General features: G+C 70.5%; 19 protein-coding genes and 1 riboswitch. Of the genes, 10 read left to right on the forward strand and 9 right to left on the reverse strand.

What is annotated here, in order from left to right:
• Positions 1-2: 2 nt before the first annotated feature.
• Genes ACIQNU_RS28435 through ACIQNU_RS28445 form a run of 3 tightly spaced genes read right to left on the reverse strand, consistent with a single transcriptional unit; the run spans position 3 to position 2819 of the window.
• Positions 3-914, reverse strand: a complete 912-nt coding sequence (locus tag ACIQNU_RS28435; RefSeq protein WP_401371882.1) for an ABC transporter ATP-binding protein — start codon at positions 912-914, stop codon at positions 3-5.
• The gene (locus ACIQNU_RS28440; RefSeq protein WP_401371884.1) at positions 911-1816 is read right to left on the reverse strand and encodes an ABC transporter permease; all 906 of its coding nucleotides are present in this window, start codon (positions 1814-1816) and stop codon (positions 911-913) included. Before ACIQNU_RS28440 ends, ACIQNU_RS28435 begins: the two co-directional genes overlap by 4 nt.
• Positions 1806-2819 carry an ABC transporter ATP-binding protein gene (locus ACIQNU_RS28445; RefSeq protein WP_401372074.1) on the reverse strand — a complete coding sequence of 338 codons (1014 nt, stop codon included), beginning with the start codon at positions 2817-2819 and terminating at the stop codon, positions 1806-1808. The genes ACIQNU_RS28440 and ACIQNU_RS28445 overlap by 11 nt, the downstream gene beginning before the upstream one ends.
• 346 nt (positions 2820-3165) lie before the next feature.
• Between ACIQNU_RS28445 and ACIQNU_RS28450 the strand changes: the two genes are divergently transcribed.
• The 7 genes from ACIQNU_RS28450 (at position 3166) to ACIQNU_RS28480 (ending at position 10853) form a co-directional block, all read left to right on the forward strand.
• The gene (locus ACIQNU_RS28450; RefSeq protein WP_401371886.1) at positions 3166-4050 is read left to right on the forward strand and encodes a M24 family metallopeptidase; all 885 of its coding nucleotides are present in this window, start codon (positions 3166-3168) and stop codon (positions 4048-4050) included.
• 151 nt (positions 4051-4201) lie between these two features.
• A complete protein-coding gene (locus tag ACIQNU_RS28455) occupies positions 4202-5962 on the forward strand; it encodes an SDR family oxidoreductase (protein ID WP_401371888.1) in 1761 nt (586 codons plus the stop codon).
• The gene (locus tag ACIQNU_RS28460; protein ID WP_401371889.1) at positions 5959-6879 is read left to right on the forward strand and encodes a metal-dependent hydrolase; all 921 of its coding nucleotides are present in this window, start codon (positions 5959-5961) and stop codon (positions 6877-6879) included. The genes ACIQNU_RS28455 and ACIQNU_RS28460 overlap by 4 nt, the downstream gene beginning before the upstream one ends.
• A gap of 180 nt (positions 6880-7059) precedes the next feature.
• A complete protein-coding gene (locus tag ACIQNU_RS28465; RefSeq protein WP_401372075.1) occupies positions 7060-8022 on the forward strand; it encodes a MerR family transcriptional regulator in 963 nt (320 codons plus the stop codon).
• Positions 8023-8145: 123 nt separating this feature from the next.
• Positions 8146-8694 carry an RNA 2'-phosphotransferase gene (locus ACIQNU_RS28470; RefSeq protein ID WP_401371891.1) on the forward strand — a complete coding sequence of 183 codons (549 nt, stop codon included), beginning with the start codon at positions 8146-8148 and terminating at the stop codon, positions 8692-8694.
• A 183-nt stretch (positions 8695-8877) separates the two neighbouring features.
• Positions 8878-9837: an LLM class flavin-dependent oxidoreductase gene (locus ACIQNU_RS28475; protein ID WP_401371893.1), complete on the forward strand. Its 960-nt coding sequence runs from the start codon at positions 8878-8880 to the stop codon at positions 9835-9837.
• Positions 9838-9878: 41 nt separating this feature from the next.
• Positions 9879-10853 (forward strand): HAD hydrolase family protein, encoded by a 975-nt coding sequence (locus tag ACIQNU_RS28480; RefSeq protein ID WP_401371895.1) that lies wholly within the window; start codon positions 9879-9881, stop codon positions 10851-10853.
• Between the two features lie 70 nt (positions 10854-10923).
• Here ACIQNU_RS28480 and ACIQNU_RS28485 read toward each other — a convergent pair whose 3' ends face one another.
• From ACIQNU_RS28485 to hisC, 5 genes are all read right to left on the reverse strand, one after another.
• Complete coding sequence (locus tag ACIQNU_RS28485) at positions 10924-12654, reverse strand: GAF domain-containing sensor histidine kinase (protein WP_401371897.1); 1731 nt, start codon at positions 12652-12654, stop codon at positions 10924-10926.
• A gap of 68 nt (positions 12655-12722) precedes the next feature.
• On the reverse strand, positions 12723-16457 hold the full coding sequence (gene cydD, locus ACIQNU_RS28490; protein ID WP_401371899.1) for a thiol reductant ABC exporter subunit CydD: 3735 nt from the start codon (positions 16455-16457) through the stop codon (positions 12723-12725).
• 99 nt (positions 16458-16556) lie between these two features.
• Positions 16557-17564 carry a cytochrome d ubiquinol oxidase subunit II gene (gene cydB / locus ACIQNU_RS28495; RefSeq protein ID WP_401371900.1) on the reverse strand — a complete coding sequence of 336 codons (1008 nt, stop codon included), beginning with the start codon at positions 17562-17564 and terminating at the stop codon, positions 16557-16559.
• A 17-nt stretch (positions 17565-17581) separates the two neighbouring features.
• Positions 17582-19087, reverse strand: a complete 1506-nt coding sequence (locus ACIQNU_RS28500) for a cytochrome ubiquinol oxidase subunit I (protein ID WP_401371902.1) — start codon at positions 19085-19087, stop codon at positions 17582-17584.
• 336 nt (positions 19088-19423) lie between these two features.
• Entirely contained in the window at positions 19424-20506 is a 1083-nt protein-coding gene (gene hisC / locus ACIQNU_RS28505; RefSeq protein ID WP_401371904.1) for a histidinol-phosphate transaminase, read from the reverse strand.
• A 481-nt stretch (positions 20507-20987) separates the two neighbouring features.
• On the opposite strand from hisC, the gene ACIQNU_RS28510 reads away from it, so the two are divergent.
• The 3 genes from ACIQNU_RS28510 (at position 20988) to ACIQNU_RS28520 (ending at position 24454) form a co-directional block, all read left to right on the forward strand.
• On the forward strand, positions 20988-22109 hold the full coding sequence (locus ACIQNU_RS28510) for a LacI family DNA-binding transcriptional regulator (RefSeq protein WP_401371906.1): 1122 nt from the start codon (positions 20988-20990) through the stop codon (positions 22107-22109).
• Between the two features lie 241 nt (positions 22110-22350).
• Positions 22351-23409: a metallophosphoesterase gene (locus ACIQNU_RS28515; RefSeq protein WP_401371908.1), complete on the forward strand. Its 1059-nt coding sequence runs from the start codon at positions 22351-22353 to the stop codon at positions 23407-23409.
• A gap of 181 nt (positions 23410-23590) precedes the next feature.
• Positions 23591-24454, forward strand: a complete 864-nt coding sequence (locus tag ACIQNU_RS28520) for a hypothetical protein (RefSeq protein ID WP_401371909.1) — start codon at positions 23591-23593, stop codon at positions 24452-24454.
• Positions 24455-24565: 111 nt separating this feature from the next.
• Here the strand turns inward: ACIQNU_RS28520 and thiC are convergent, their stop codons facing one another.
• Entirely contained in the window at positions 24566-26425 is a 1860-nt protein-coding gene (gene thiC / locus ACIQNU_RS28525) for a phosphomethylpyrimidine synthase ThiC (protein WP_401371910.1), read from the reverse strand.
• Positions 26418-26574, reverse strand: a riboswitch (TPP riboswitch). Its footprint overlaps the gene before it by 8 nt.
• Positions 26575-26581: the final 7 nt, after the last annotated feature.

Raw genomic sequence — 26581 nt, forward strand, 5'->3', positions numbered from 1 at the left:
TCCTACGCCGCGACCAGATACGAGAACACGGACTCAAGGGACTCGTCGGACGGCGAGACCGTGAGCAGTCGGATGCCGTGGTCGCGCGCGACGCGCGGCAGCAGGGCGGTGAAGCGGCCGAAGTCGACCGCCTGGATACGCAGCGCGCCCTCCTTGAGGTCCACCTCGATCCCGGCCGTGGACGGGTCGGCGATCAGCGCGGCGGCCAGCGCCCGGTCGTCGCTGGAGCGGATCGTGTAGAGGTGCGGCCGGTCCGTCATCAGCCGGCGGATACGGCGGAAGTCACCGCTCGCCGCGTGCCGGCCGGCGACGATCACCTCGATGTGCGAGGCGAGCTGTTCGACCTCTTCGAGGATGTGCGAGGAGAACAGGACGGTGCGTCCCTCCGCGCCCATGCGCCGCAGCAGGTCCATGAGCTGCATGCGCTGGCGCGGGTCCATGCCGTTGAACGGCTCGTCGAGCAGCAGCACCGACGGCTCGTGCACCAGCGCGGACGCCATCTTCACGCGCTGGCGCATGCCCTTGCTGTATGTGGAGATCTGGCGGTCCTGCGCGTACTCCATCTCGACCGTGGCGAGCGCGCGCTGCGCCTCCTTGGCACCGAGTCCGTGCAACTCGGCGTTGGCGACGACGAATTCGCGGCCCGTCAGGAAGTCGTACATCGCCTCGCGCTCGGGGACGATGCCGAGCTGCCGGTAGATCTGCTCATTGCGCCAGACCTGCTGGCCGTCGAGCGTGACGGTGCCCGTGGAGGGGGCGAGGAAGCCGCCCATCATGTTGATGAGGGTGGACTTTCCCGCGCCGTTCGGCCCGAGGAGGCCGGTGACGCCGGGGCCGATCGTCATCGTGATGTCGTTGACGGCGACCACATTGCCGAACCAGCGGGACGTGTGGTCGATCTTGAGGGTGGTCACAGCCCGACCTTTCGGTAGCGGCGCATCAGAATGCCGTAGCAGCCGGCGATGACGCCCAGGACGACGATCACGTACAGCACGCCCGCGCCCGTCGACGGGCCCTGCCCGCCGGGGAACGCCGAGGTGGCGCCGAGGAACGCGGACTGCACGCCGTCGATGAGGGTGATCGGTGAGAAGAGTCCGAGCCAGCCGACGGCTCCGTCGCTGCCCTGTTCATGGGCGATGGCCTGGACCGTGGACACCGCGCCGTACGAGATGGTGAGGACCGCGATGACGGCGGCGATGCCGAAGCCGCGGCGCGGGGTGACCGCCGAGATGACGAGTCCGACACCGGCGAAGAGGAGGGAGAGCAGGGCCACGGACACCAACCCCTGGAGGAAGCCCTTGGTCTGGTCGGCGAAGTCGAGCTTGGCGAGCAGCGCGCCGACGTACAGGATCAGCAGCGGCGCCGCCGTGATCACGAACAGGGCCGATGCCATCGCGCTGTACTTCGCGGTGACATAGTCCACGCGCTCGATGGGGCGCGAGAAGTACAGCGGCACCGTCTTGAAGCGCAGGTCACGGGAGACGGACTGCGGCGCCTGCGAGGCGACGTACAGGCCGATGACGGCCTGGAGCAGCACCGCATAGCGCGTGTAGTCGACGGGCAGGTCCTTCGCCTTGGTCGCGACGGCCACCGCCACCATGATCAGCGCGGGGGCGCACATCACGGCGAACAGCAGCATCGGCAGGACCTTCGACTTGACGGATCTGCCGAGTCCGTAGGCACCGCGCAGGGACTGCGAGTAAAGGGAGCGGCGTGCGTACGCCCGACCCAGGCGGGGGCCGTCGTAGTTGCGGTACCCGATGTTGTGGATACGGGTCTGCTCACCGGCCTGGGCCGTGGGCTGATCAACCGCCATGGGGGACCGCCTCCTTCCGCTCCTGCTCCGTACGGGCTCCGTTGTTGTCGGTCCCGCCCGATCCGTCGGCTTCTGTCTCTTCGGCCTGGAAGACCTCGGCGATGTGGTGGCGGCGCTGTTCCATCCGGATCAGGCCGATGCCGAGGTCGGCGACGAGGTCGCGCACCACGTCGTACGTCTCCTCGCCCTCCGCCGTGAGCAGGAGGGTGTGTCCCGCGCCGGGCAGGGAGCTGCCCGCGTCGGTGGTGATCCCGCGCGCCTTGAGCGCCTCGCGCAGCGCGCCGGTGCCGTCGGGGTGCTCGTCGGTGTCGGTGACCTCGACCGCGAGGGTCGTCGTGGTCTGGGTGAAGTCCGTGGTGGAGCTGGAGCGCAGCAGCTTGCCGCCGTCGACCACGACGACGTGGTCACAGGTCCTCTCCAGCTCGCCCAGGAGGTGCGAGGTGACCAGGACCGAGATCCCGAAGTCGGTGTGGACGCGGCGGATGAGGTTCAGCATCTCGTCGCGGCCGACCGGGTCCAGGCCGTTCGTCGGCTCGTCGAGGAAGACCAGGCGCGGGTCGTGCACCAGGGCCTGCGCGAGTTTCACGCGCTGCTTCATACCCGTCGAATAGCCGCCGATGGGGCGATACCGCTCCTCGTACAGCCCGACATGGCGCAGCGTGTCCGCGGTGCGCTCCCGGGCCGCGGCGGGCGGCAGTCCCGACATCCGCGCCATGTGCACGACGAACTCGGTGGCCGAGACGTCGGGCGGGAGGCAGTCGTGTTCGGGCATGTACCCGACACTCTCGCGGATGGTGGCGCCCTCGGTCGCGACATCGAGACCGAGCACGGCGGCGCGGCCCTCGGTGGCGGGGGACAGACCCAGAAGGATCTTGATCAGTGTGGACTTGCCGGCTCCATTGGCACCCACAAGTCCGGTCACACCGGGCCCGATGTCCACGGAGAGCCGGTCAAGCGCGGTCACCCGGGGGAACCGCTTGCTCAGGCTTTCGGTCACGATCACAGTCACGGTTCGACCGTAGTGGCGCGCACCACACCGCCGCGTCAGACCAGGGTGCTGTCCCCGCGTCAGACTCCAGTACTACGGGCCCGTAGGGGTCAGTCCTGGGTGCGAGATCACCGGGGCTCTGCGTCAGCCCGGGGAAGGGTGCCGCCCCCTCCCGGGAAGGGCGCCGCCACCTCGGGACATGGGCTGAGGCGGCTCGGGACGGGGGACCGGGAGAGGGCCGCGCGAGGTTTTCCACAGGCTCCCGCACGCCCCTTGACGTAGCCGCTGAGCATTGTCACATTCATCAGTGTCAAGTTACGACTACGTAGCGCACAGGCCGGGACGGCGGACGGACGGTGGCATGACACTGGCAGTGGGAGGTGGACGCGCGGTGGCGGGTGAACTCTCCGTGGGACTCCCCGTGGGACTCTCCGCGGAGCTCCAAGGGTTCCGAGAGGTGCAGCGGCTCGCGTACGCATGTGCGGAAGCGGTCGCGGCGCAGCTCAAGCCAGGTGTGACGGAGCGCGACGCGGCGCGGATGCAGCGCGCCTGGCTGCGTGAGCGGGGTGTGCGGGACTGGTTCCATCTGCCCTTCGCCTGGTTCGGCGACCGCACCGCGTTCGTGAACTTCCGCATCCCGCTCCAGTTCTTCCCCACGGACCGCAGGCTGGAGCCGGGGATGCCGTTCATCCTCGACATGGCCCCGGTGTTCAACGGCTTCACGGCGGACATCGGTTACTCGGGATGTCTGGGCCTCAATCCGGTGCACGACAAGCTGCTCGCCGACCTGGAGGCCCATCGCGGGCTGATCCTCCGCGAGGTCCGCGAGCGCCGGCCGCTGCGGGAGATCTACGAGGACGTGGACCGGCTCATGGTCCGCCAGGGCTATGCCAACCGCCATCGCGCGTATCCCTTCGGCGTCATCGCGCACAAGGTCGACCGGGTCAAGGAGCGCCGTTTCTCACCGCATCTCTTCGGCTTCGGCACCCAGTCCCTCAAGGGTCTGGCGAGCGACGCGCTGCGCGGCCACCGGGACGGCTGGTCGCCGCTCTGGTCGCCGTACAAGTTCTCGGACCACCCGCCGCAGCCCGGTCTCTGGGCGGTCGAACCCCACCTGGGCTTCCGGGGCACGGGCGCGAAGTTCGAGGAGATCCTCGTCGTCACCGACTCGCGGGACCCGGAGCAGAGCGCGTTCTGGCTGGACGACGACCTGCCGCATGTGCGGCGCTGGGCGGAGGCCGCGTGAACGGGGGAGGCGGGGTGGGCCGGATGAGCGGCGGGGGTCGCGTGAGCCGGGCCGGGGAGAGCGCGCGCGAGGTCAGGGAGAGCGCGTGTGACGTCGGGGAGAGCGCGTGCGGGGCTGTGCGCGTGGAGGCGAACCAACGGGAAGGTGCCGCATGAGCTTGCAGGGAGCGCGTGAGCGCTGGGTGCGTACGGGGGGCGTGGAGCTGTGCGTCGCCGAGTTGGGCGACCCCACGCGCCCGACGGTGCTGCTCGTCCACGGCTATCCGGACTCCAAGGAGGTCTGGTCGGAGGTCGCGGTCCGCCTGGCCGACCGCTTCCATGTGGTGCTGTACGACGTCCGGGGCCACGGCAGGTCGACGGCACCGCGCCCGCTGCGCGGCGGCTTCACCCTGGAGAAGCTGACGGACGACTTCCTCGCCGTCGCGGACGCCGTCAGCCCGGACCGTCCCGTACATCTCGTCGGGCACGACTGGGGCTCGGTGCAGTCCTGGGAGTTCGTGACGGTGCCGCGCACCGAGGGCCGGATCGCGTCCTTCACGTCGATGTCGGGCCCGTCCCTGGACCACTTCGGCCACTGGATCAAGCGCCGTATGACCCACCCCACCCCGCGCGCGGTGGGCCAACTCCTCGGCCAGGGCGCCAAGTCCTGGTACGTGTACATGCTGCACACCCCGGTCCTGCCCGAGATGGCGTGGCGCGGCCCTCTCGGCAAGCGCTGGCCCGCGATCCTCCAGCGCGTCGAGAAGCTCCCCGCGGGCGACTACCCGACCCCGTCCCTCCCGTCGGACGCGGCCCACGGCGCCTGGCTCTACCGGGACAACATCCGGTCGCGGCTGCGCCGGCCCCGCGCCGACGCCTACGCGCACGCGCCCGTGCAGCTCATCACACCGACGGGGGACGCGTTCCTCTCGGAGCGGCTCTACGACGACCTGGCGGAGTGGGCGCCCCGGCTGGTCCGCCGCAGCGTGCCCGCCAAGCACTGGGTGCCCCGCACCCGGCCGGACCAACTGAGCGCGTGGATCGCGGAGTTCGTCACCGCGCACGAGGACGGTGTGCCGCCCCGCGAGACCCCGGACACGGGCAGGTACGGCGAGCGGTTCGGCGGCCAACTCGTCCTGGTGACCGGTGCGGGCAGCGGCATCGGGCGGGCCACGGCGTTCGCGTTCGCCGAGGCCGGCGCGCGCGTGGTGGCCGTCGACCGGGACGCCGAGACCGCCGCGCGCACGGCGGAGCTGTCCCGGCTGATCGGCGCGCCCGAGGCGTGGAGCGAGACGGTCGACGTGGGCGACGAGCAGGCCATGGAGAAGCTCGCCGAGAAGGTCGCCGCAGAGTACGGCGTGGTGGACGTCCTCGTGAACAACGCGGGCATCGGCCTCTCCGGCTCCTTCCTGGACACCTCGGCCGACGACTGGCGGAAGGTCCTCGACGTCAATCTGTGGGGCGTCATCCACGGCTGCCGACTCTTCGGCAAACAGATGGCCGAGCGCGGACAGGGCGGCCACATCGTCAACACCGCGTCGGCGGCGGCGTATCAGCCGTCGAGGGCGCTGCCCGCGTACAGCACGTCGAAGGCCGCCGTCCTGATGCTCAGCGAGTGCCTGCGCGCGGAGCTGGCCGGGCAGGGCATCGGCGTCTCCGCGATCTGCCCCGGCTTCGTCAACACCAACATCACGTCCACCGCCCGCTTCGCCGGGGTCGGCGAGGACGAGGAGAAGCGCCGGCAGAAGAAGTCCGCGCGGCTGTACGGGCTGCGCAACTACCCGCCGGAGAAGGTCGCCGACGCGATCCTGCGCGCGGTGGTCCGCAACCAGGCAGTCGTCCCGGTCACCCCGGAGGCGCGCGGCGCGCGTCTCCTGTCCCGGTTCGCCCCGAGGGCGCTGCGCGCGATCGCACGGATGGAGCCGCCGCTATGAGCGACCCGCGGAGTGAACCGGACCGCGTCGTGATCAGCCCGCGCCGTGTCTCGTTCGACTGGGACACGACCCCGCTGCACTGGATCCCGGACGAGCCCACCGCCACGCACGTCATCAATGTGCTGCATCTGCTGCTGCCGGCGGGGGAGCGGTGGTTCGTGCGGGTCTTCAAGGAGGCGCTGCCGCTGGTCGAGGACGACGAACTACGTCGGGACGTCAAGGGGTTCATGGGCCAGGAGGCCACGCACAGCGTCCAGCACGCGTATGTGCTCGACCACCTGGCGGCCCAGCGCCTCGACACGGCCGCGTACACGAAGTACGTCGACTTCCTCTTCGAGCGGCTGCTCGGTGACCGTCCGCCGCTGGGCGCACCGGTACCCGCGCGCGAGTGGCTGCGGGTGCGGCTGGCGACGATCGCGGCGATCGAGCAGTTCACCGCGGTCCTGGGCGACTGGGTGCTGGGCGCGGACGCGCTCGACGGAGCCGGGGCGGACGAGATCATGCTCGATCTGCTGCGCTGGCACGGCGCGGAAGAGGTCGAACACCGGGCGGTCGCCTTCGACATGTACCAGCACTGCGGCGGCGAAGGTCTCCCCCGCTACGCACGGCGCATCGTGGCCATGGGGATCACCGCGCCGGTGATGCTGTACCTGTGGGTGTGGGGCGCCGCGTATCTGATCCGCCACGATCCGCAGCTCGCGGGCCGCCTGCGCTATTCGCTCACCGAGCACAACAAGGCGGCCCGCAAGGGCCTGTTGCCGACCTGGGGCGACCTCGGCCGGGCCGTGCCGCGCTATCTGCGCCGGTCGTACCATCCCTCCCAGGAGGGCTCGCTGCGCCGGGCCGTCGAGTATCTCGCGAGGTCGCCCGCGGCGCGGTCGGCGGCGGGAGCGATCGGCCGTGCGGCGCTCGGGTAGGGGGTGAGGAAACCCCTGACGGCACGGAAGCGGGGGCGTACGGGCACCTGCGGGTGAGCCGGGTCGAAACCGGGATGGGGACCGGGCGGTCCGAAACCGGGCGGTTCGGGACGAGTGGGCAGGAGCGAGGGCGTGGGTGAGGGCGACGGTGTGGGCGGGGCCGTGAGTGAGGGGTCGGCGGTGACCGTGGACCGGTCCGTTGACCGGTCCGAGTACCGGGCCGAGTACCGGATCGAGGACCTGGCGCGGCACAGCGGAGCCACGGTCCGGACGATCCGCGCCTACCAGGACCGCGGTCTGCTCCCCCGCCCCGAGCGCCGGGGCCGGGCCAATGTGTACGGCGATCCGCATCTCGCGCGGCTGCGGCAGATCGCCGATCTCCTCGACCGCGGCTACACCCTGGCGTCGATCAAGGAACTCCTGGAGGCGTGGGACGCGGGGCGCGGTCTGGGCGGCGTACTCGGCCTGGTGGCCGAGGTCGACGGGCCGTGGACGGACGAGGAAGCCGCGCGGATCTCCCGGGCGGAGCTGGACGAGAGGTTCGGGGGCCGCTCGGACGAGGCCGCCGTCGCGGACGCGCTCGCTCTCGGGGTGCTTGAGCCGGTGCCGGGCCGGGACGACGAGTTCCTGGTGCCGAGCCCCCAAGAGCTTTCCGTGGCGGCCGAGTTGCACGCGGCGGGTGTGCCGCTGTCCGCGATCTCGGGCCATCTGCGGGAGTTGAGGGTCCAGGTCGAGCACATCGCCTCGCGTTTCCTGGAGTTCACGACCGAGCACGTGTTCGCGCGCTACCTCGGCCAGCACACGCCGTCGGACGCGGAAGCGGCGGAGGCGGCGGAGCTGGTACGCCGACTGCGCCCGCTCGCCCAGCAGGCCGTCGACGCGGAACTCGCCCGCGCCATGCGCCTGTTCGCGACCCGCCATCTCCGTCAGCACCTTGCGGCGGACACCCCGGCTCAGCGGCCCGGCGAGCCCCGGTCGGTCAGGCTCCCACTGTCCACAACACGGGCTGTGGAAAAGCTGGTTGGCGCGGACCAGCTCGAAGCGTTCGTTGCCGCAGCGGCGGAACGAGAGGTACAGACGAGGACATTGAACGCTCTCACCTCAAAGTTCAGCAATTCGCCCCAAGTTGACCAAAACACCTGAAATGCAAGACCAGTTGTCCACAGAATCGCCAAATCCCCTGTGGATAACCGCACTTGGCTGTGGATCAAACGTCCGGACCCAAAATCGGGTGCGCGAAATCCGGGCGGCCGGGACCCTGGCGACATGGACGAAAGACACACCGTGAAGGTGTCCAAGTATCTGTCGAAGCATCTACGACATCGGCCCGAGCGCATCGGGCTGACCCTCGACGACGGCGGCTGGGTGGAGATCGACACCCTGATCGCGGCAGCACGCGCACATGGCTTCCGCATCACCCGGGCCGATCTGGACCACGTCGTCGCCGCCAACGACAAGCAGCGGTTCGCCGTCGAAGGCGACCGGATCCGGGCCAGCCAGGGCCACACCGTCGAGGTCGACCTCGGGCTGTCCCCGGCCACCCCGCCCGCGTACCTGTACCACGGCACCGTGGCGGGCAGCCTGTCCGCGATCCGCGCCGAAGGCCTGCGGCCGATGAACCGCCATGACGTGCACCTGTCCGCCGACCGAGAGACCGCGATCCGAGTCGGTGCCCGCCGTGGCCGGCCCGTCGTCCTCTCGGTCGACTCCGCCACCATGCACAGCGACGGCCATGAGTTCCGCGTCAGCGCCAACGGCGTCTGGCTGACGGCCGCCGTACCCCCGGCCTACCTGCGCTTTCCGCAGGGCCACTGACCCCGGGGCCGCTGACCCGCAGGCGACCGCCTGCCTCGAAGGGTCACGGCCCCGGGGCCCACTGATTCGGGTCCCACCGACCGAGCGCCTGCGGAACCCGCCCCGAAGACAACTTCCCGGAGACGGCTTCCCCGAGGCCACTGCCCCGGTCCCCGCCGAGATGCCTTGCGTAGGCTCTGAGGCATGAGTCTGCGTCTGAGCACAGTGATCCTCCCGCACCGCCGCTGGCACGAGGGCGGCGGCGCCACCTGGCAGCGCGCCGAGGATCTGGGCTTTCACGCCGCGTACACCTACGACCATCTGTCCTGGCGCGTTCCGTTCCGGGACGGCCCCTGGTTCGGCGCGGTGCCCACGCTGACCGCCGCCGCCGTCGTCACCGACCACATCCGCCTGGGCACCCTCGTGACCTCGCCGAACTTCCGGCACCCCGTCACGCTCGCCAAAGAGCTGATCTCGCTCGACGACATCTCCGGTGGCCGGATCACGCTAGGCATCGGAGCGGGTGGCTCCGGCTTCGACGCCACCGCGGTCGGCCAGGAGCCCTGGACCCTGCGGGAGCGCGCCGACCGTTTCGCCGAGTTCGTCCCACTGCTCGACCGCCTGCTCACCGAGGACACCACGACGTATACGGGGAAGTTCTACGCGGCGGGCGACGTCCGCAACATCCCCGGCTGCGTCCAGAACCCCCGCCTCCCCTTCGCGGTCGCCGCCACCGGCCCGCGCGGGCTGCGCCTCGCCGCTCGGTACGGGCAGGCATGGGTGACGACCGGCGACCCCCAGTTGTACGAGACGGGGACCCCCGACCAGTCGATTCAGGCCATTCGCGGCCAGGTCGAGAAACTCGGCGAGGCGTGCGAGGAGATCGGGCGGAGCGCCACCCCCGACGTCGAAAACGGTGGGATCGAGAAGATCCTGCTGACCGGCTTCACCCCCGAGTTCCGATCGCCCGGCGGGTCCGCAGAAGGCCACCCTCTCGACTCCCTGGACGCCTTCGTGGACTTCGCCGGCCGCCACGCCGAGCTGGGATTCACCGAGATCGTCGTCCATTGGCCCATCCCCGACACGCCCTTCGCGGCCGATGAGAAGGTGTTCGAACAGATCGCCACGGAGGCCGTCGAACAACTCGGCCGACCAGGGTCGTAAAGCACTCACATGTGCGCCCCACCGCACGCCCGTGCAGGCATATGCGGGAGAATGGGCCGGTGACCTCAGCTTCGCTACGACCCCGTCCCCCGGCCCCCTCGCTTCCGACCCGACTGATCGCCACGGACCTGGACGGCACCCTGCTCCGCGACGACAAGTCGGTGTCGCCGCGTACGGTCGCCGCCCTCGCCGCGGCCGAGGAGGCGGGCATCGAGGTCTTCTTCGTGACCGGGCGACCGGCCCGCTGGATGGATGTCGTCAGCGACCATCTGCACGGCCACGGCCTCGCCATCTGCGGAAACGGCGCCGCCGTGGTCGACCTGCACGGCGGCCCCGGCGACCACCGGTTCGTGAAGATCCGGGAGTTGCCCCGCCCGCGCGCGCTCGACGTCGTCCGGCTGCTCCGCGCCGCCGCGCCCGGCACATCGTTCGCCGTCGAACGCACAGGCGGGCTGCACCACGAGCCGACGTACCCGCCGCTGCACCTCGACCCGGGCGAGAGCGTCGCGTCCGCCGAGAAGCTGCTCGCCGAACCCGCGGCCCCCTCCGACGGCAGCGACCGCCCGTACGCCCCGGCCACAGACAGCGCCACGGACACGGACACGGGCACCGGCACCGGCCAACACCCCGACCCCGCCGACCAACCCGTACTGAAGCTGCTCGCCTACCACCCGGAGCTGAGCCCGGACGCGTTCCTCGCCCTCGCGCGCACGGCCGTGGGGGAGCACGCCACGATCACCCGCTCCAGCCCCAGTGCCCTCCTGGAGATCAGCGGCGCCGGGGTCTCGAAGGCGAGCACCCTCGCGCAGTGCTGCGCCGAGCGCGGCATCCTGCCGGAGGAGGTCGTCGCCTTCGGTGACATGCCCAACGACGTGGAGATGCTGACCTGGGCGGGCACCTCGTACGCCATGGGCAACGCGCACCCGGACGTCATCGCCGCCGCGTCCGGCCGTACGGTCGCCAACAACGAGGACGGCGTCGCGGTCGTCATCGAACAAATCCTCGCGAACCGCTAGCCGAAGAAACGGAATCCGAAGCACCCGTAGCCGACAACCCCGTAGCGGCGATCCCCGTACACCGAACGTCTCAATACGGCGCCTGCCACACGACCGTCGTCCCGCCCCCACCCTCACCGATCCCGGGCCCGTACCAACTGTCGCCCCCCAGGGATTCCGCGCGCCGCCTGAGGTTCTTCAGGCCACTGCGGCGCCCTCCCCGGGGGATGCCGACGCCGTCGTCCGCGACGGTCAGCCGTACGCCCTGCTGCCCGTCCGGCAGGATCACCGACGCGTCCACGACGACGTCGATACTGTCCGCCGCCGCGTGCCGGAACGCGTTCGACAGGGCCTCTCGCAGGGCCGCGATCAGATTTTTGCCGGTGAGTTCGCCGACCACCGTGTCGACCGGTCCGACAAAGCGGTGCGCGGGCTTGAACCCGAGCGGGACCGCCGCCATGTTGATCTCGCGCAACACCCGGGTCCGCAGCCCGGACGGCGCCTCGGCCGGCTCCTGTTGGAGCGCGAAGATCGCCGTACGGATCTCCTGAATGGTCACGTCCAGTTCGTCGACGGCCTTGCCGACACCCTCCTGCACGGACGGCACGACGGATCTGCGCTGGGCGCTCTCCAGCATCATCCCGGTCGCGAACAGCCGCTGGATCACGAGATCGTGCAGGTCACGGGCGATCCGGTCGCGATCCTCGTACACCGCGAGCCGCTCCCGGTCGCGCTGGGCCTCGGCCATCATCAGCGCGAGCGCGGCCTGGGCGGCGAACTGGGCGGCCAGCGTCCGTTCGGCCTCCGTGAACGGGCGGGCGCCCCGGGCGCGCGGGGTGACGAGGCTGCCGAGGACACGGCCGTCGCTCTGGAGCGGCAGCAGCATCGCGGGCCCGTAGTCGCGGGCGAGATCGGTCAGTACGCGCGGGTCGTCGGCCGCGTCCTCGATGAACACGGCGTCGCCGTCCAGGAGCCGCCCCACGATCTCGCTCTCCGCGGGGATGATCACGCCGAGCGCGCTCGACGGATGGTCAGACGACACGGCGACGATCTCCAAACCGCCCTCGTCGGCAGGCAGCAGCACGATGCCGGCCGCCGAGTCGGAGAGCCGGCGGGCCTGTTCGGCGACGACCTGGAGGGCGTCGTCCGCGTCGCCGCCCGACAGCAGCGCGGTGGTCACGGCGACGGAGCCGTCGATCCACCGTTCGCGCTGCCGGGCGGCCTCGTACAGCCGCGCGTTGCCGATCGCGATGCCCGCCTCGGTGGCGAGGACGCGGACCATGCCGAGGTCGTAGTCGTTGAACTCGGCGCCGCCGTGCTTCTCGGTCAGATAGAGGTTGCCGAAGATCTCGCCCTGCACCCGGATCGGGACGCCGAGGAAGGTGCGCATCGGCGGATGGTTCGGCGGGAAACCGCAGGAGCGCGGGTCGTCGGCGAGGTCCGCGAGCCGCACCGGACCGGGGTCGTGGATGAGCGCGCCGAGCAGCCCCTTGTGCCCGTCCGGCAGCCGTCCGATCCGCTCCGCTGTCTCCGCGTCGATGCCGTGGTACACGAAGTCCGCGAGCCCCTTGCCGTCCTCGTCCACCACGCCGATCGCCGCATACCGGGCGTCGGCCAGCTCGGCGGCCGTCTCACAGATGCGGTCGAGCGTGGAGTGCAGCTCAAGCCCGGTGCCGACGGACCGCATGGCCTCCAGAAGCTGCGGCACCCGCGCGGTCAGCTCGGCGGACAGCCCCTGGAGCCCACGGGCCGCCTGATCGGCGGCGTCCATGGGGTCGGAGGCGCGGTCCGGTGCCTGGTCGGGGTCCGGTGCGGCTGGCATGCCCCTGAGCCTAGTTATTCCTATTTGTACGGGAAAGTCGGCGCCCCGTGCCCTGTACGGGCAGCCCGCTACCCGCCCAGGGCCAGCAAATCCGCCGCCCCCTCCCGCTCCCGCATCCGCCGCAGCGGCCCGTCGACCGCGATCAGCTCGGCGTACCGGCCGCGCTGCGCCACCCGTCCCCCGTCGAGGACGATCACCTCGTCCACCGCGTCCAGCCCCGCGAGCCGATGCGTGATCAGCAGCGTCGTACGGCCTTCGGTCGCGGCCAGCAGATCGGCCGTGAGGGCGTCGGCGGTCGGCAGGTCCAGATGCTCGGCGGGCTCGTCCAGGACCAGCACGGGGAAGTCGGCCAGGAGCGCGCGGGCCAGCGCGAGCCGCTGCCGCTGCCCGCCGGAGAGCCGTGCGCCGTGTTCGCCCACCAGGGTGTCGATGCCGTCGGGCAGCGAGTCCACCCAGTCCAGGAGCCGGGCCCGGCCGAGCGCGTCCCGCAGCTCGGCGCCGGTCGCGTCCTTGCGGGCAAGGAGCAGGTTCTCGCGTACCGAGCTGTCGAAGAGGTGCGCGTCCTGCGCGCACAGCCCGACGAACCGCCGCACGGTGTCCCCGTCGAGCCCGTACGCGTCCACTCCGCCGAGCGTGTACGAACCCTGCGAACCAGTCGCGCCGGACGCACCATCCGCGCCGCCCCCACCGCCCGAGCCGCCCGCGTCGAGGAACCGCAACAACACCTGCGCGAGCGTCGTCTTGCCCGACCCTGACGGACCGACCACGGCGACCCTGCGCCCCCGCTCCAGCGTCAGATCGACCCCGCCGAGCGCGTCCCTCGCCTGCCCCGCGTACCGCGCCCGCAGCCCCCGCAGCTCCAGCGGGAACGGCGATCCGGGCGCCTCACCCGGCACCTCGGGTTCGTGTACGGGGACGGGGGCGTCCAGCACTTCATGGACCCGCTCGGCGCTCCTGCGGACCCGCTGCCGGTACTGCACGGCGAGCGGCATCCCCATGACCGCCTCGAACGCGGCGAGCGGAGTGAGGACGACGACGGCCAGCGCAACGCCGCTCAGCCGCCCGTCCGCGACCGCCCGCGCGCCGACGAACGCGGCGCCCGTCACGGTCAGCCCGGAGGCGAGCGCGATCAGCCCGTCGCCGAGCGCGGTGGCCGTCGCCGCCCGGGACGCGATCCGGGTGAGCACCCCGTCGGCCCGCCCGACCTGCGCGGTACGGGCGGGCAGCGCGCCGGCGACCGTCAACTCGGCGGTCCCGGTGAGCAGCTCGGTGACCCGGGTGGCCAGCGCCCCGCGTGCGGGAGCCAGCCTCCGCTCGGCACGGCGGGCGACGGCTCCGGAGAGCAGCGGTACGCCCGCCCCGGCGACGAGCAGGCCCACGGCGAGTACGGCACCGGCCTCGGGCAGCAGCCAGGCGGTGAAGCCGACGGACGCGGCGGACACGGCGACGGCGCAGCCGGCGGGCAGCAGCCAGCGCAGCCAGTAGTCCTGCAACGCGTCGACGTCGGCGACGAGCCGCGACAGCAGGTCACCGCGCCGGGTGGTCCGCAGCCCGGCGGGCGCGAGCCGTTCGAGGCGCCGGTAGACGGCGACCCGGGTGTCGGCCAGCATCCGCAGCACCGCGTCGTGCGACACCAGCCGCTCGGCGTACCGGAACACCGCCCGCCCGATGCCGAAGGCGCGGGTCGCGGTGACGGCGACCATCAGATACAGCACGGGCGGCTGCTCGGAGGCCCGGGAGATCAGCCAGCCGGACGTGGCCATGAGCCCGACGGCACTGCCGAGCGCGAGACTGCCGAGCAGCAGGGCGAGGGCGAGCCGCCCGCGCCGGGGCCCGGCCATCGCCCGCACCCGACCGAGTACACCGCCGCGCCCCACCGGGCCAGCGGATCCCCCGGAAGGCACGTCACCACCGCCACCTTCCCCGCCGCCACCTTCCGCACCGCCGTCAACCGGCCGCCCCGCCTCGGGAACCCCGTCGAGAAAGCCCCCGAAGGAATCACCGAGCGCCCCACCGGACGGGTCCACGGAGCTGCCGAAATCGGACGAAGACGCGGGCGCCGGCACCCCAGCCACGACCGGCACCCGGGCCCCCGCCACCCCGGCACCGGACCCCGACCCCAACTCCGCCCCCCGCACCCGCTCCCCCGGCACCGCCAACCGCACCACCCGGTCCGCGACCGAAAGCAGCGCCGGCCGATGCACCACCAGCAGCACGGTCCGCCCCACCGCCAGCCGCCGCACCGCCTCCACGACCTCGGCCTCGGTGTCCCCGTCGAGCGAGGCCGTCGGCTCGTCGAGCAGCAGCACCGGCCTGTCCGCGAGGAACGCCCGTGCCAGCGCGAGCCGTTGCCGCTGCCCGGCCGACAGCCCGGCACCGTCCTCACCGAGCACCGTGTCCACGCCGTCGGACAGCGCGTCCACGAACTCCAGCGCCCCGGCGTCCCGTAGCGCCCCGCGTACGGCGGTGTCGTCGGCGTCGGGCCGCGCCAGGCGTACGTTCTCGGCGATCGACGCCGCGTACAGATGAGGGTGTTGCGGCACCCACGCCACCTGGGCGTGCCAGTCGTCAGGGGAGAGGCCCGTGAGGTCGGCGCCCCCGATCAACACCCGTCCCGCATCGGGCCGTACGAAGCCGAGGGCCACCGCGAGAAGCGTCGACTTCCCGGCGCCACTGGGCCCGACGAGGGCCACGGTCTCGCCGGGCGCGACGCTGAACGACGCGTCGGCGACGGCGTCGGCCGACCGCCCCGGGTAGCGGACGGTCACTCCGTCGAACCGGATCGCCTCCTCGGCCACCCCGCCATCGCCCCGGAGCGCCGGCACAGCACCCGTGCCCACCTCCGGCACCGGCACCTCCAGCACGGCGAAGATCTCCTCCGCCGCCGCAAGCCCCTCAGCCGCCGCGTGGTACTGCGCCCCGACCTGCCGTACCGGCAGATACGCCTCGGGCGCCAGGATCAGGATGACCAGGCCGATGTAGAGATCCATCTCGCCGTGGACCAGGCGCATCCCGATGGTGACGGCGACCAGGGCAACCGACAGGGTCGCGAGGAGTTCCAGGGCGAAGGACGACAGAAAGGCGATCCGCAGCGTACGGACCGTCGCCTGCCGGTATGCGTCGGTGATACGCCGGATCGACTCGGCCTGTGCCTTGGCCCGGCCGAACACCTTGAGGGTGGGCAGGCCCGCGACGACATCGAGGAAGTGGCCCGACAGTCGGGAGAGAAGCCGCCACTGACGGTCCATCCGGGACTGTGTGGCCCAGCCGATGAGCACCATGAAGACGGGGATGAGCGGCAGGGTGCCGACGATGATCGCGGCGGAGACCCAGTCCTCCGTGACGATCCGGGCGAGCACCGCGACCGGCACCACGATCGCGAGCCCCAACTGCGGGAGGTAGCGCGAGAAGTAGTCGTCCAGCGCGTCGATCCCCCGGGTGGCCAGCGCCACCAGCGACCCGGTCCGCTGCCCACTCAGCCACCCGGGCCCGAGCGCCCCCGCCCGGTCGAGGAGCCGCCCGCGCAGCTCGGACTTGACGGCCGCGCTCGCCCGGTGAGCGGCGAGTTCGGTGAGCCAGCCGACGAGAGCGCGGCCCAGCGCGACCGCCACCAGAAGGAGCAGCGGTGTACGCAACGCCTCGACCCCGAGGCCGTGTTGGAAGGCCCCGACGACCACCTCGGCGATGAGCATGGCCTGAGCGACGACCAACCCCGCCCCGACCAGCCCGAGGCCCACCACGGCGGCCAGGAAGAGGCGGGTGGCACGGGCGTAGCGGAGCAGACGCGGGTCGATCGGTTTCACGTGAAACACACCCTCGGGGTCGATCCGGGATGTTTCACGTGAAACACCCCGGACGGTAGGGGACGAGTGCGCGCCATCCGCTCAGTACGCGCCATCCGCTCAGTGCGCGGCATCCGCGGCGATGCTGTGGGTGCCGATCCGCTTGCGGAACACCCAGTACGTCCAGGACTGGTAGAGCAGCACGACCGGCGTCGCGATCCCGGCACACCACGTCATGATCTTCAGGGTGTAGGGGGTCGACGAGGCGTTGGTGACCGTGAGGCTCCAGGCCGGGTCGAGCGAGGACGGCATGACGTTCGGGAAGAGCGTCAGGAAGAGCATCGCGACGGCCGCGATGATCGTGATGCCCGAGAACGCGAACGACCAGCCTTCCCGCCCTGCCAGATTGGCGCCGAGCGCGGCGACCAGGGCGACCACGGCGGCGATCATGGCGATCAGGCTCCAGCCGTCGCCCTTGTCGAGCTGGGTCCAGATCAGGAAGCCGAGCGCCAGGACCGCCGTGAGGAGCCCGACCAGGGTGGCGAGCTTACGGGCCCGTTCCCGGATGTCCCCCAGGGTCTTGAGCGCCACGAACACCGCGCCGTGGAAGGTGAACAGGGTCAGCGTCACCAGTCCGCCGAGAATCGCGTACGGGTTGAGCAGATCCCAGAAGTTGCCCACGTACTCCATGTCCGCGTCGATCTTCACGCCGCGCACGATGTTGCCGAAGGCGACGCCCCAGAGCACGGCGGGGATCAGCGATGCCCAGAAGATCGCGTTCTCCCAGTTGCGCTGCCAGTTCTCCTCGGGCCGCTTGGCGCGGTACTCGAAGGCGACGCCGCGCACGATCAGGCAGACCAGGATGATCAGCAACGGCAGATAGAACCCGGAGAACAGGGTCGCGTACCACTCGGGGAAAGCGGCGAAGGTCGCGCCGCCCGCGGTGAGCAGCCACACCTCGTTGCCGTCCCAGACCGGACCGATCGTGTTGATCAGGACGCGCTTCTCGGTCCGGTTCCGGGCGAGCAGCTTGGTGAGGACACCGACCCCGAAGTCGAAGCCCTCCAGGAAGAAGTAGCCGATCCAGAGGACCGCGATGAGCACGAACCAGACGTCGTGGAGTTGCATGCCTCAGCTCCTGTCTCTCAGTACGAGAAGGCCATCGGCCGGTCGGGATCGCGGTCGCCGCCGATCTTGGTGGGCGGATTGAGGTCGGCCTCCGTCAGCTCCGGCGGCCCGGCCTTGACGTACTTCACGAGCAGCTTGACCTCGATGACGGCGAGGATCGCGTACAGCAGGGTGAAGACGGTCATCGAGGCGATGACCTCGCCCTGGGAGACGCTGGGGGAGACCGCGTGCCGGGTCTGGAGGACGCCGTAGACGACCCAGGGCTGGCGGCCCGTCTCGGTGAAGATCCAGCCCCATGAGTTGGCGATCAGCGGGAAGGCGAGCGTCCACAGGGCCACGACCCAGTACCAGTTCGTGAACTTCGGGCTGAGGGCCTTGTTGCGGAACAGCACCAGGTTCGGTGTCTCGTCCTCGCCGACGCGCAGATGCTGGGGGAGCAGGAACTTCTTGCGGGTCAGCCAGAGTCCGAGGATGCCGATGGCGAAGGACGCCATCCCGAAGCCGATCATCCAGCGGAAGGCCCAGAAGGCGACGGGGATGTTGGGGCGGTAGTCGCCGGGCCCGTACTTCTGCTGCTCCGCCTTGTTGATGTCGTTGATGCCGGGGACGAACGAGTTGAAGTCGTCGTGGGCGAGGAAGGACAGTATCCCGGGGATCTCGATGGCCACGGTGTTGTGGCCCTTGTCGACATCGCCGTACGCGAAGAGGGAGAACGGTGCCGATGTCTGCCCGTCCCAGAGCGCTTCGGCCGCGGCCATCTTCATGGGCTGCTGCTCGAACATCACCTTGCCGAGCCGGTCTCCGCTGAGGGCGGTGAGCGCTCCGGCGATGATGACGGTCACCAGGCCGAGGCGCAGTGAGGTCTTCATCACGGGGATGTGCTTCTTGCGCGCGAGGTGATAGGCGGCGATGCCGACCATGAACGCGCCGCCGGTGAGGAACGCGGCCGTGAGGGTGTGGAACACCACGGTGAGCGTCGTGTTCTGGCTCAGCACGGCCCAGAAGTCGGTGAGTTCGGCCCGGCCCGCCGCCTGGTTGATCTTGTAGCCGACCGGGTGCTGCATCCAGGAGTTGGCCGCGAGGATGAAGTACGCGGAGAGGATCGTCCCGATCGCGACCATCCAGATCGTGGCGAGGTGGATCTTCTTGGGGAGCTTGTCCCAGCCGAAGATCCACAGCCCGATGAAGGTGGACTCGAAGAAGAAGGCGATCAGCGCCTCGAAGGCGAGGGGCGCTCCGAAGATGTCCCCGACGAAGCGTGAGTAGTCGGACCAGTTCATGCCGAACTGGAACTCCTGCACGATGCCGGTGACCACGCCCATGGCGATATTGATCAGGAAGAGCTTGCCCCAGAACTTGGTCGCTCTGAGGTACTTCTCCTTGCCCGTCCGCACCCACGCCGTTTGCAAGCCGGCGGTCAGCGCCGCGAGCGAGATCGTCAGCGGGACGAACAGGAAGTGGTAGACGGTGGTGATGCCGAACTGCCATCGCGCCAGGGTCTCCGGCGCCAGAGCGAGGTTCACGTCTCCTTCTCCTTACGTGCCGTGTTCACAGCGGCAGTTTGCCCCTTTGATCACCCGCATAACAGGATCATCCGGGCGAGCTTGTGAACGCGTTCACATTCACAAGCATTATGTACTACCACCGACCCGCTCTTCCAGGGGGGTCCCCCTTACCCGCAGTCGCCCCTCGAACCGGGGCGAACCCACCAGCGCGCGACCCGCTCCGGACATGCCGACGGGGCGACGGAAGCCCCCTGGAGAGCCCCGGCCGCCCCGATCGGTACTGCTCAGCACCGCCCAACCATGCCCCCATATGCCCCACTTAAGGGCATATGGCCCGCGCAACTGCGGCTGACGCTACGGCTGAAGCTCCTTGTGGAACGTCTCCGCCGTGTGCAGGAAGATGTCGTTCGCCTCGGTCTCCCCGATCGTGACCCGCACCCCTTCGCCGGCGAACGGCCGTACGACCACACCCGCCTTGTCGCACGCCGCCGCGAAGTCCAGGGTCCGCTCTCCCAGCCGCAGCCAGACGAAGTTCGCCTGCGTCTCGGGCACCGTCCAGCCCTGCGCCGCCAGCGTCTTCACGACCCGCGCACGCTCGCTGACCAGGGAGCCGACCCGCCCGAGCAGTTCGTCCTCGGCCCGCAGCGAGGCGACCGCCGCGTCCTGCGCGATCTGCGTCACACCGAACGGGACCGCCGTCTTCCGCAGCGCCGCCGCGACCGGCTCATGGGCGATGGCGAAACCGACCCGCAGCCCGGCGAGCCCGTACGCCTTCGAGAAGGTCCGCAGCACACAGACGTTCGGCCGCTCACGGTAGATCTCCACGCCGTCCGGCACCTGGGGATCGCGGATGAACTCCCGGTACGCCTCGTCGAGCACCACCAGCACATCGCCGGGCACCCGGTCGAGGAACCGTTCCAGCTCCGCCCTGCGCACCACCGTGCCGGTCGGGTTGTTCGGGTTGCAGACGAAGATCAGCCGGGTGCGCTCGGTGATCGCGTCCGCCATCGCGTCCAGGTCGTGCACCTCGCCCGGGGTCAGCGGCACCCGCACCGAACGCGCCCCGCTGACCTGCGTGATGATCGGGTACGCCTCGAAGGACCGCCAGGCGTAGATCACCTCGTCGCCGGGGCCCGACGTGGCCTGGAGCAGCTGCTGCGCGACGCCGACCGAGCCGGTGCCGGTGGCGAGGTGCGAGAGGGGCACGCCGAAACGGTCCGCCAGCTCGCTCATCAGCCCGGTGCACGCCATGTCCGGGTAGCGGTTGAGCGACCCGGCAGCGGCGACGGCCTGCTCCATCACCCCGGGCAGCGGCGGATAGGGGTTCTCGTTGGAGGACAACTTGTACGCGACCCGCCCCGCGTCCGCGGGCTTGCCCGGCGTATAGGCGGGGATGCCCTCCAGCTCGGCGCGCAGCCTGGGGTTCGTCTCGCTCACCGTCGTCCTCCTCGTGCGTCTGCGAACTCGCCGATCGGCATATGGCCCACCTTAAGAGGCGGGACGCCCGCTGCGAATGGCTGAACGGCCCCGGCTCCGGAGTCCGGCCGTCGAACGCCGGACTCCGGCCATCGGACTCCGGGCCCCGGCCATCGGACACCAACCCCGGAGACCCGCTGGATCACGCGGCCCGGGAGACCGCAATCGGCCCCGATTTCAGGGGGAGCATTTACTCCCCCGCCGCGCGCCGGTGGCTCGCGCCGTGGCGCGCATCCCCCGTGAAGGTGAGTTGAGACCTCTTCGAAACATGGCTCATTTGGCAGGCCCATACAGGCTGACAAGCGCCCAATCACTCGCTGGAGGCTCAACTCCCTTTGTTTGCAAGGCAATTGACCCCCATTCGCCATGCAGAAACGTGCCTGTCAACGCGTGAATATGCGTCCGCACCACCCCACCCCCTGAGCCCTACTATCGGCTCGCCATGACAGCAGCAGGGAAGCACCAGGTGAGCCGGGCGGAAACCTCCCGCCGTGGCGGCCGGCCGGGCCGAGCGGGCATCAGAGACGTGGCCGCCGCCGCCGGTGTCTCCATCACGACGGTCTCGGACGCCCTCAACGGGAAGGGCCGGTTACCGGACGCCACCCGACGCCACGTACGCGAGGTCGCCGACCGACTGGGCTACCGCCCGTCGGCCGCCGCCCGCACGCTCCGCACCGGTAAGTCAGGACTCATCGGACTGACCGTGACGACGTACGGGGATGAACCTTTCACCTTCACGGAATTCGCGTACTTCGCGGAGATGGCGAGAGCCGCGACCTCGGCCGCTCTCGCCCGGGGGTACGCCCTCGTGATCCTCCCGGCGACCTCCCGCCGCAGCCCGGTCGACGTCTGGTCGAACGTGGCGCTCGACGGCACGGTCGTCATCGATCCGTCGGACAAGGATCCGGTCGTCTCCGAACTCGTCCGCCAGGGCCTGCCCGTCGTCTCGGACGGCCGCCCCGGCGGCTCGCTGCCGGTCACGGCCTGGGTGGACAACGACCACGAAGCCGCCGTCCTCGGCATCCTCGACCATCTCGCCGAGGCCGGCGCCCGACGCATCGGCCTGCTCACGGGCACCACCACGGACACGTACACGCATCTCTCCACCACCGCCTATCTGCGCTGGTGCGAGCGGGTGGGGCAGGACCCGGTGTACGAGGCGTACCCCGCGCACGACCCGTGCGCGGGGGCCGTCGCCGCCGACCGGCTGCTCGCGCGCCCCGACCGGCCCGACGCCGTCTACGGTCTGTTCGACCCCAACGGCACGGACCTGCTCGCCGCCGCCCGGCGCTACGGACTGCGCGTCCCGGAGGACCTCCTCCTCGTCTGCTGCAGCGAGTCGACCGTGTACGCCACCACCGAACCGCCGATCACCACGCTCTCACTGAAGCCGCGCCGGATCGGCACGGCCGTCGTACAACTCCTCATCGACGCGATCGAGGGGATCGATTCGGACCAGCCCGTCGAGCAGGTGATACCGACGGAGTTGATCGTGCGCACGTCGTCCGAGCGGCGCCCGCCGCGCACGACCGTCAGCCCGCCGCGGTCTCCTTCGCAGGGGTAGCCCCACCTCCGGAAGGGTGGGGGACATCGCGAAAGGGGTGGGGGGCGCCTTCAGACCCGAGGCGACCTCCACCCAATTCGGGAGAAAAGCTCGGTGAGCCGGGGTCCTGCTCCGATTCACCACCCCTGGGTCATCACACAGCGCGATCCGCATTCCTATGATGGGCGGACGACACCGCGGGCCGCTGCGACCAGGCAGTCCGAATCCGGTGCAGTTGCGGCGCAAGGTGGTGGAGGGGTCGATGGTTCAGGGGGCCGGTCAGGGACCCGACGTACGGACGGCGACGCTGCGCGACTTCCGGGTGCCGGCGTACGTCCATGAGACCGGTCCGTCCGGCGCGCCCGGCGAGGGTGAGGAGCCGGCCGACGAGCCGGAGGGCTACACCCCCACCCAGCGCGACCTTCCGATCATCAACCGGGGGGACACCCTCCAGGTGCCGGTCGTGCCCGACCCCGTACCGGATCCGCGCGGTCCGGAAGGGCTCGGACCGCTGTATGTCGTCGGCGATGTGCACGGCTATCTCGACGAGCTGGTCGTCGCGCTGCGCGAGAAGGGCCTCATCGACGAGGCCGGCAACTGGTCCGCGGGCACCGCGCGCCTGTGGTTCCTCGGCGACTTCACCGACCGCGGCCCCGACGGCATCGGCGTCATCGACCTCGTGATGCGGCTGTCCGCCGAGGCCGCGGCGGCCGGCGGCTACTGCAAGGCCCTCATGGGCAACCACGAACTGCTGCTGCTCGGCGCCCGCCGCTTCGGCGACACGCCCGTCAACTCGGGCGCGGGCACCGCCACCTTCCAGGCCGCCTGGCTGCTCAACGGCGGCCAGAAGTCGGACATGGACCGGCTCCAGGACCACCATCTCCAGTGGATGGCCCGCCTCGACGCGATGGAGGCGGAGGACGGCCATCTGCTCGTGCACTCCGACACGACCGCCTATCTCGACTACGGCGACTCGATCGAAGCGGTCAACGACACCGTCCGCGAGACCCTGACGCGCAATGACGCCGACGAGTGCTGGGATGTCTTCCGCAAGCTCACCAAGCGCTTCGCGTTCCGCGACGAGTCGGGCCCCGAGGCCGCCCGCAAACTCCTCGCCACCTACGGCGGCACCCGCGTCGTCCATGGTCACAGCCCCATTCCGTATCTCCTCGGCGAGGTCGGGTCCGAGGACGGCGAGGGCGGTGCGGGTCCCACCGTCGAGGGACCGCATGTGTACGCCGACGGGCTGGCCATCGCCATGGACGGCGGAGTGACCATGGCCGGAAAGCTACTGGTCTGTCAGCTCCCCCTGGATAGCTGAGCGTTCCCCGGGCAGACGCAGAACCGGAGGGTCCCCCTGGCCGGGGAGCCAATTTTCGGAAACCCCCTGTCACCGTGTGCCGTGACCGCTCTACCATCGGCTTATCCGTAGCAGGCTCCCCTCCGTTTCTGCCCGACGGCTCGCAGCCATGCGAGCCCCAAGCCCTACGGAGCATCGGGGGATGCACATGAACAGCGTTCCGCAGCACCTGCTGAGTGAGGACCGCCAGGAGTACGAGCGGTTCCTCGACGAGGCGCTGCGCGCCGCCCCGTACCGACCTGAACTCCAAGCGGTCGGTCGTCGGCTCAACACCGAGCAGTTGCGCACCATGGCGCTCAACGCCACCGCGCTGATCACGGCCGCCGCCGCGGCCGAGTACCAGCAGTTCGTGCAGGTCCGTGAGGAACGGCGTGCGCCCTCACGGAGGACAGGTCCCGCCACCACAAGGAACGGATCCACGGAGTCCGGTTCGGGCACCGTGGGCATCGCCACCACCATGGGGGAGGTCACCGAGCCGGCGGGCGCCGGTGTCGTGGCCGTCCTCGCGGTCCTCGCGCCCGTCCTCGCGGGGGCGGCGGCCGTGATATTCCTCCTCGTCGGATACCTCCTGAGAGTGCTCGACCCCGAGCAGGCGTTCGCCCGGACCCTGCTCACCACGGGGTGGGTGTTCGGCGCGGTCACCGCGGCGGCGATCCTCGTCGCCGGGACCGGACTGCTGCTCACCGCCCTGCGCAACGACGCCACCTCGCTCCACGCCGACGAGGACGACGAACTCGACGAGAAGGTCGAACTGGCCAGAGAGGCGTGGCACGACGCGCTTCTGGAGCGCGGCATCATGCCGTTCCTCCGTGAGGCCCTCGCCGATCCGGCCGCGACGACCTCAGGGCCGTCACGCCCGGCCGCCAACCGGATGCCGCACCTGGGCTACAACCGTCCGGGCTTCAGCAGCCCGGACGGCGGATCGAACTCCGGTCCGCGCCCGAGCTATTCGAGCCCGGACTTCACCAGCCCGGACTTCGGCGGCCCCGACCACCGGCCGGACTAGCGACGGCCGGACTGGCGACGGCGGTACGGGGTCCCGGCCGACGGCGCCAGTGAGCGGTGGGGTTCCCCAGGAACCGGGCCCAGTGGCCCGGAACTTGGGGGCGCCATCGCCTCAGTCAACGAGCGGCAGATACACCCGGTTCCCGCTCGCCGCGAACTCCTTCGACTTCTGCCGCATACCCTCCTCGATCTCCACATCGGTACTCGCCGCGGTGCCCGATGCGACACCCGTCCCGGCAACCGCCCCTGCGCCCGAACCGCCGCCGTGCTCACGGCGGATGTCCTGCGAGATCTTCATCGAGCAGAACTTCGGCCCGCACATCGAGCAGAAGTGGGCCGTCTTCGCGGGCTCGGCCGGCAGGGTCTCGTCGTGGAATGCGCGGGCCGAGTCCGGGTCGAGCGCCAGATTGAACTGGTCCTCCCAGCGGAACTCGAAGCGGGCGTCGGACAGCGCGTCGTCCCACTCCTGCGCGCCGGGATGCCCCTTGGCGAGGTCGGCCGCGTGCGCCGCGATCTTGTATGTGATGACACCGGTCTTCACGTCGTCGCGGTTGGGCAGGCCCAAGTGCTCCTTCGGCGTGACGTAGCAGAGCATCGCGGTGCCCCACCAGGCGATCATCGCGGCGCCGATGCCCGAGGTGATGTGGTCGTACGCGGGCGCGATGTCCGTGGTGAGCGGGCCGAGGGTGTAGAACGGCGCCTCTTCGCAGATCTCCTGCTGGAGGTCGATGTTCTCCTTGATCTTGTGCATCGGGACATGTCCCGGGCCCTCGATCATCGTCTGCACGTTCATCCGCTTGGCGATCGTGTTCAGCTCACCGAGCGTCCGCAGCTCCGCGAACTGTGCCTCGTCGTTGGCGTCGGCGATGGAACCGGGGCGCAGCCCGTCGCCGAGTGAGTACGTCACGTCGTACGCCGCAAGGATCTCGCACAGCTCCTCGAAGTTCTCGTACAGGAACGACTCCTTGTGGTGCGCCAGGCACCACGCCGCCATGATCGAGCCGCCACGCGAGACGATGCCGGTCTTGCGGTTCGCGGTGAGCGGCACGAAGGGCAGCCGCACGCCCGCGTGCACCGTCATGTAGTCGACGCCCTGCTCGGCCTGTTCGACGACCGTGTCCTTGTAGATCTCCCAGGTCAGCTCCTCCGCTCTGCCGTCCACCTTCTCCAACGCCTGGTAGAGCGGCACCGTTCCGATCGGGACGGGGGAGTTGCGGAGCACCCATTCGCGGGTGGTGTGGATGTTGCGGCCGGTGGAGAGGTCCATGACGGTGTCGGCGCCCCAGCGGGTCGCCCAGGTCATCTTCTCCACCTCCTCCTCGATCGACGAGGTCACCGCGGAGTTCCCGATGTTGGCGTTGACCTTCACCAGGAACCGCTTGCCGATGATCATCGGTTCGATCTCGGGGTGGTTGACGTTGGCGGGCAGCACGGCGCGCCCCGCCGCGATCTCCGCCCGTACGACCTCGGGTTCGACGTTCTCCCGGAGCGCCACGAACTCCATCTCGGGCGTGATCTCGCCCCGCCGCGCGTACGCGAGTTGGGTCACCGGCGTCCCGGTGCGGCCCCGGCGCGGCTGCCGTGGCCGACCGGGGAACACCGCGTCGAGATTGCGGAGTCCGCCGCGCGGCGAGGTGTGCTTGATCCCGTCGTCCTCGGGCCGGACCGCCCGGCCCGCGTACTCCTCGGTGTCGCCGCGCGCGACGATCCAGTTCTCGCGCAGCGGCGGAAGTCCGCGCCGTACGTCGGTCCCGGTCGACGGATCGGTGTACGGCCCGGAGGTGTCGTACAGCGTGACCGTCCGGCCGTTGGTGAGGTGGACCTGGCGGACCGGCACCCGCAGATCGGGGCGGGTACCGGTCGCGCCGGTGACATAGCCCTTGTGCCAGCCGATTGACCTTTCGCCCGATTCACCCTGGTTTCCCGATTCGTCCTGATTTGAGGCGGGCGGGCGTGCGTCCTTGATGGTCATGTGACCTACTCCCTACGCCGGCATTACCCGGTAACAGGTTCGGCGGTCGACGCAGCGGATTCCGTAGGCCGACTCGTCGTGCGAGTACGTCCGTTTACGGAGGTCAGCGCCCTCTCAGCCCGGTGCTCCGAGCTCCCGCGTGTGCAAAGGTGCCTC

Source organism: Streptomyces sp. NPDC091292 (assembly GCF_044757265.1).
Lineage (GTDB): Bacteria > Actinomycetota > Actinomycetes > Streptomycetales > Streptomycetaceae > Streptomyces.

Coding starts and splice junctions, on each gene's coding strand:
- ACIQNU_RS28485 (WP_401371897.1), bottom strand. CDS start 12,654: ATGCCAGCCGCACCGGACCCCGACCAGGCACCGGACCGCGCCTCCGAC.
- ACIQNU_RS28470 (WP_401371891.1), top strand. CDS start 8,146: ATGGACGAAAGACACACCGTGAAGGTGTCCAAGTATCTGTCGAAGCAT.
- thiC (WP_401371910.1), bottom strand. CDS start 26,425: ATGACCATCAAGGACGCACGCCCGCCCGCCTCAAATCAGGACGAATCG.
- cydB (WP_401371900.1), bottom strand. CDS start 17,564: ATGCAACTCCACGACGTCTGGTTCGTGCTCATCGCGGTCCTCTGGATC.
- ACIQNU_RS28455 (WP_401371888.1), top strand. CDS start 4,202: ATGAGCTTGCAGGGAGCGCGTGAGCGCTGGGTGCGTACGGGGGGCGTG.
- ACIQNU_RS28510 (WP_401371906.1), top strand. CDS start 20,988: ATGACAGCAGCAGGGAAGCACCAGGTGAGCCGGGCGGAAACCTCCCGC.
- ACIQNU_RS28475 (WP_401371893.1), top strand. CDS start 8,878: ATGAGTCTGCGTCTGAGCACAGTGATCCTCCCGCACCGCCGCTGGCAC.
- ACIQNU_RS28440 (WP_401371884.1), bottom strand. CDS start 1,816: ATGGCGGTTGATCAGCCCACGGCCCAGGCCGGTGAGCAGACCCGTATC.
- ACIQNU_RS28450 (WP_401371886.1), top strand. CDS start 3,166: ATGACACTGGCAGTGGGAGGTGGACGCGCGGTGGCGGGTGAACTCTCC.
- ACIQNU_RS28520 (WP_401371909.1), top strand. CDS start 23,591: ATGCACATGAACAGCGTTCCGCAGCACCTGCTGAGTGAGGACCGCCAG.
- ACIQNU_RS28460 (WP_401371889.1), top strand. CDS start 5,959: ATGAGCGACCCGCGGAGTGAACCGGACCGCGTCGTGATCAGCCCGCGC.
- ACIQNU_RS28515 (WP_401371908.1), top strand. CDS start 22,351: ATGGTTCAGGGGGCCGGTCAGGGACCCGACGTACGGACGGCGACGCTG.
- ACIQNU_RS28480 (WP_401371895.1), top strand. CDS start 9,879: ATGCGGGAGAATGGGCCGGTGACCTCAGCTTCGCTACGACCCCGTCCC.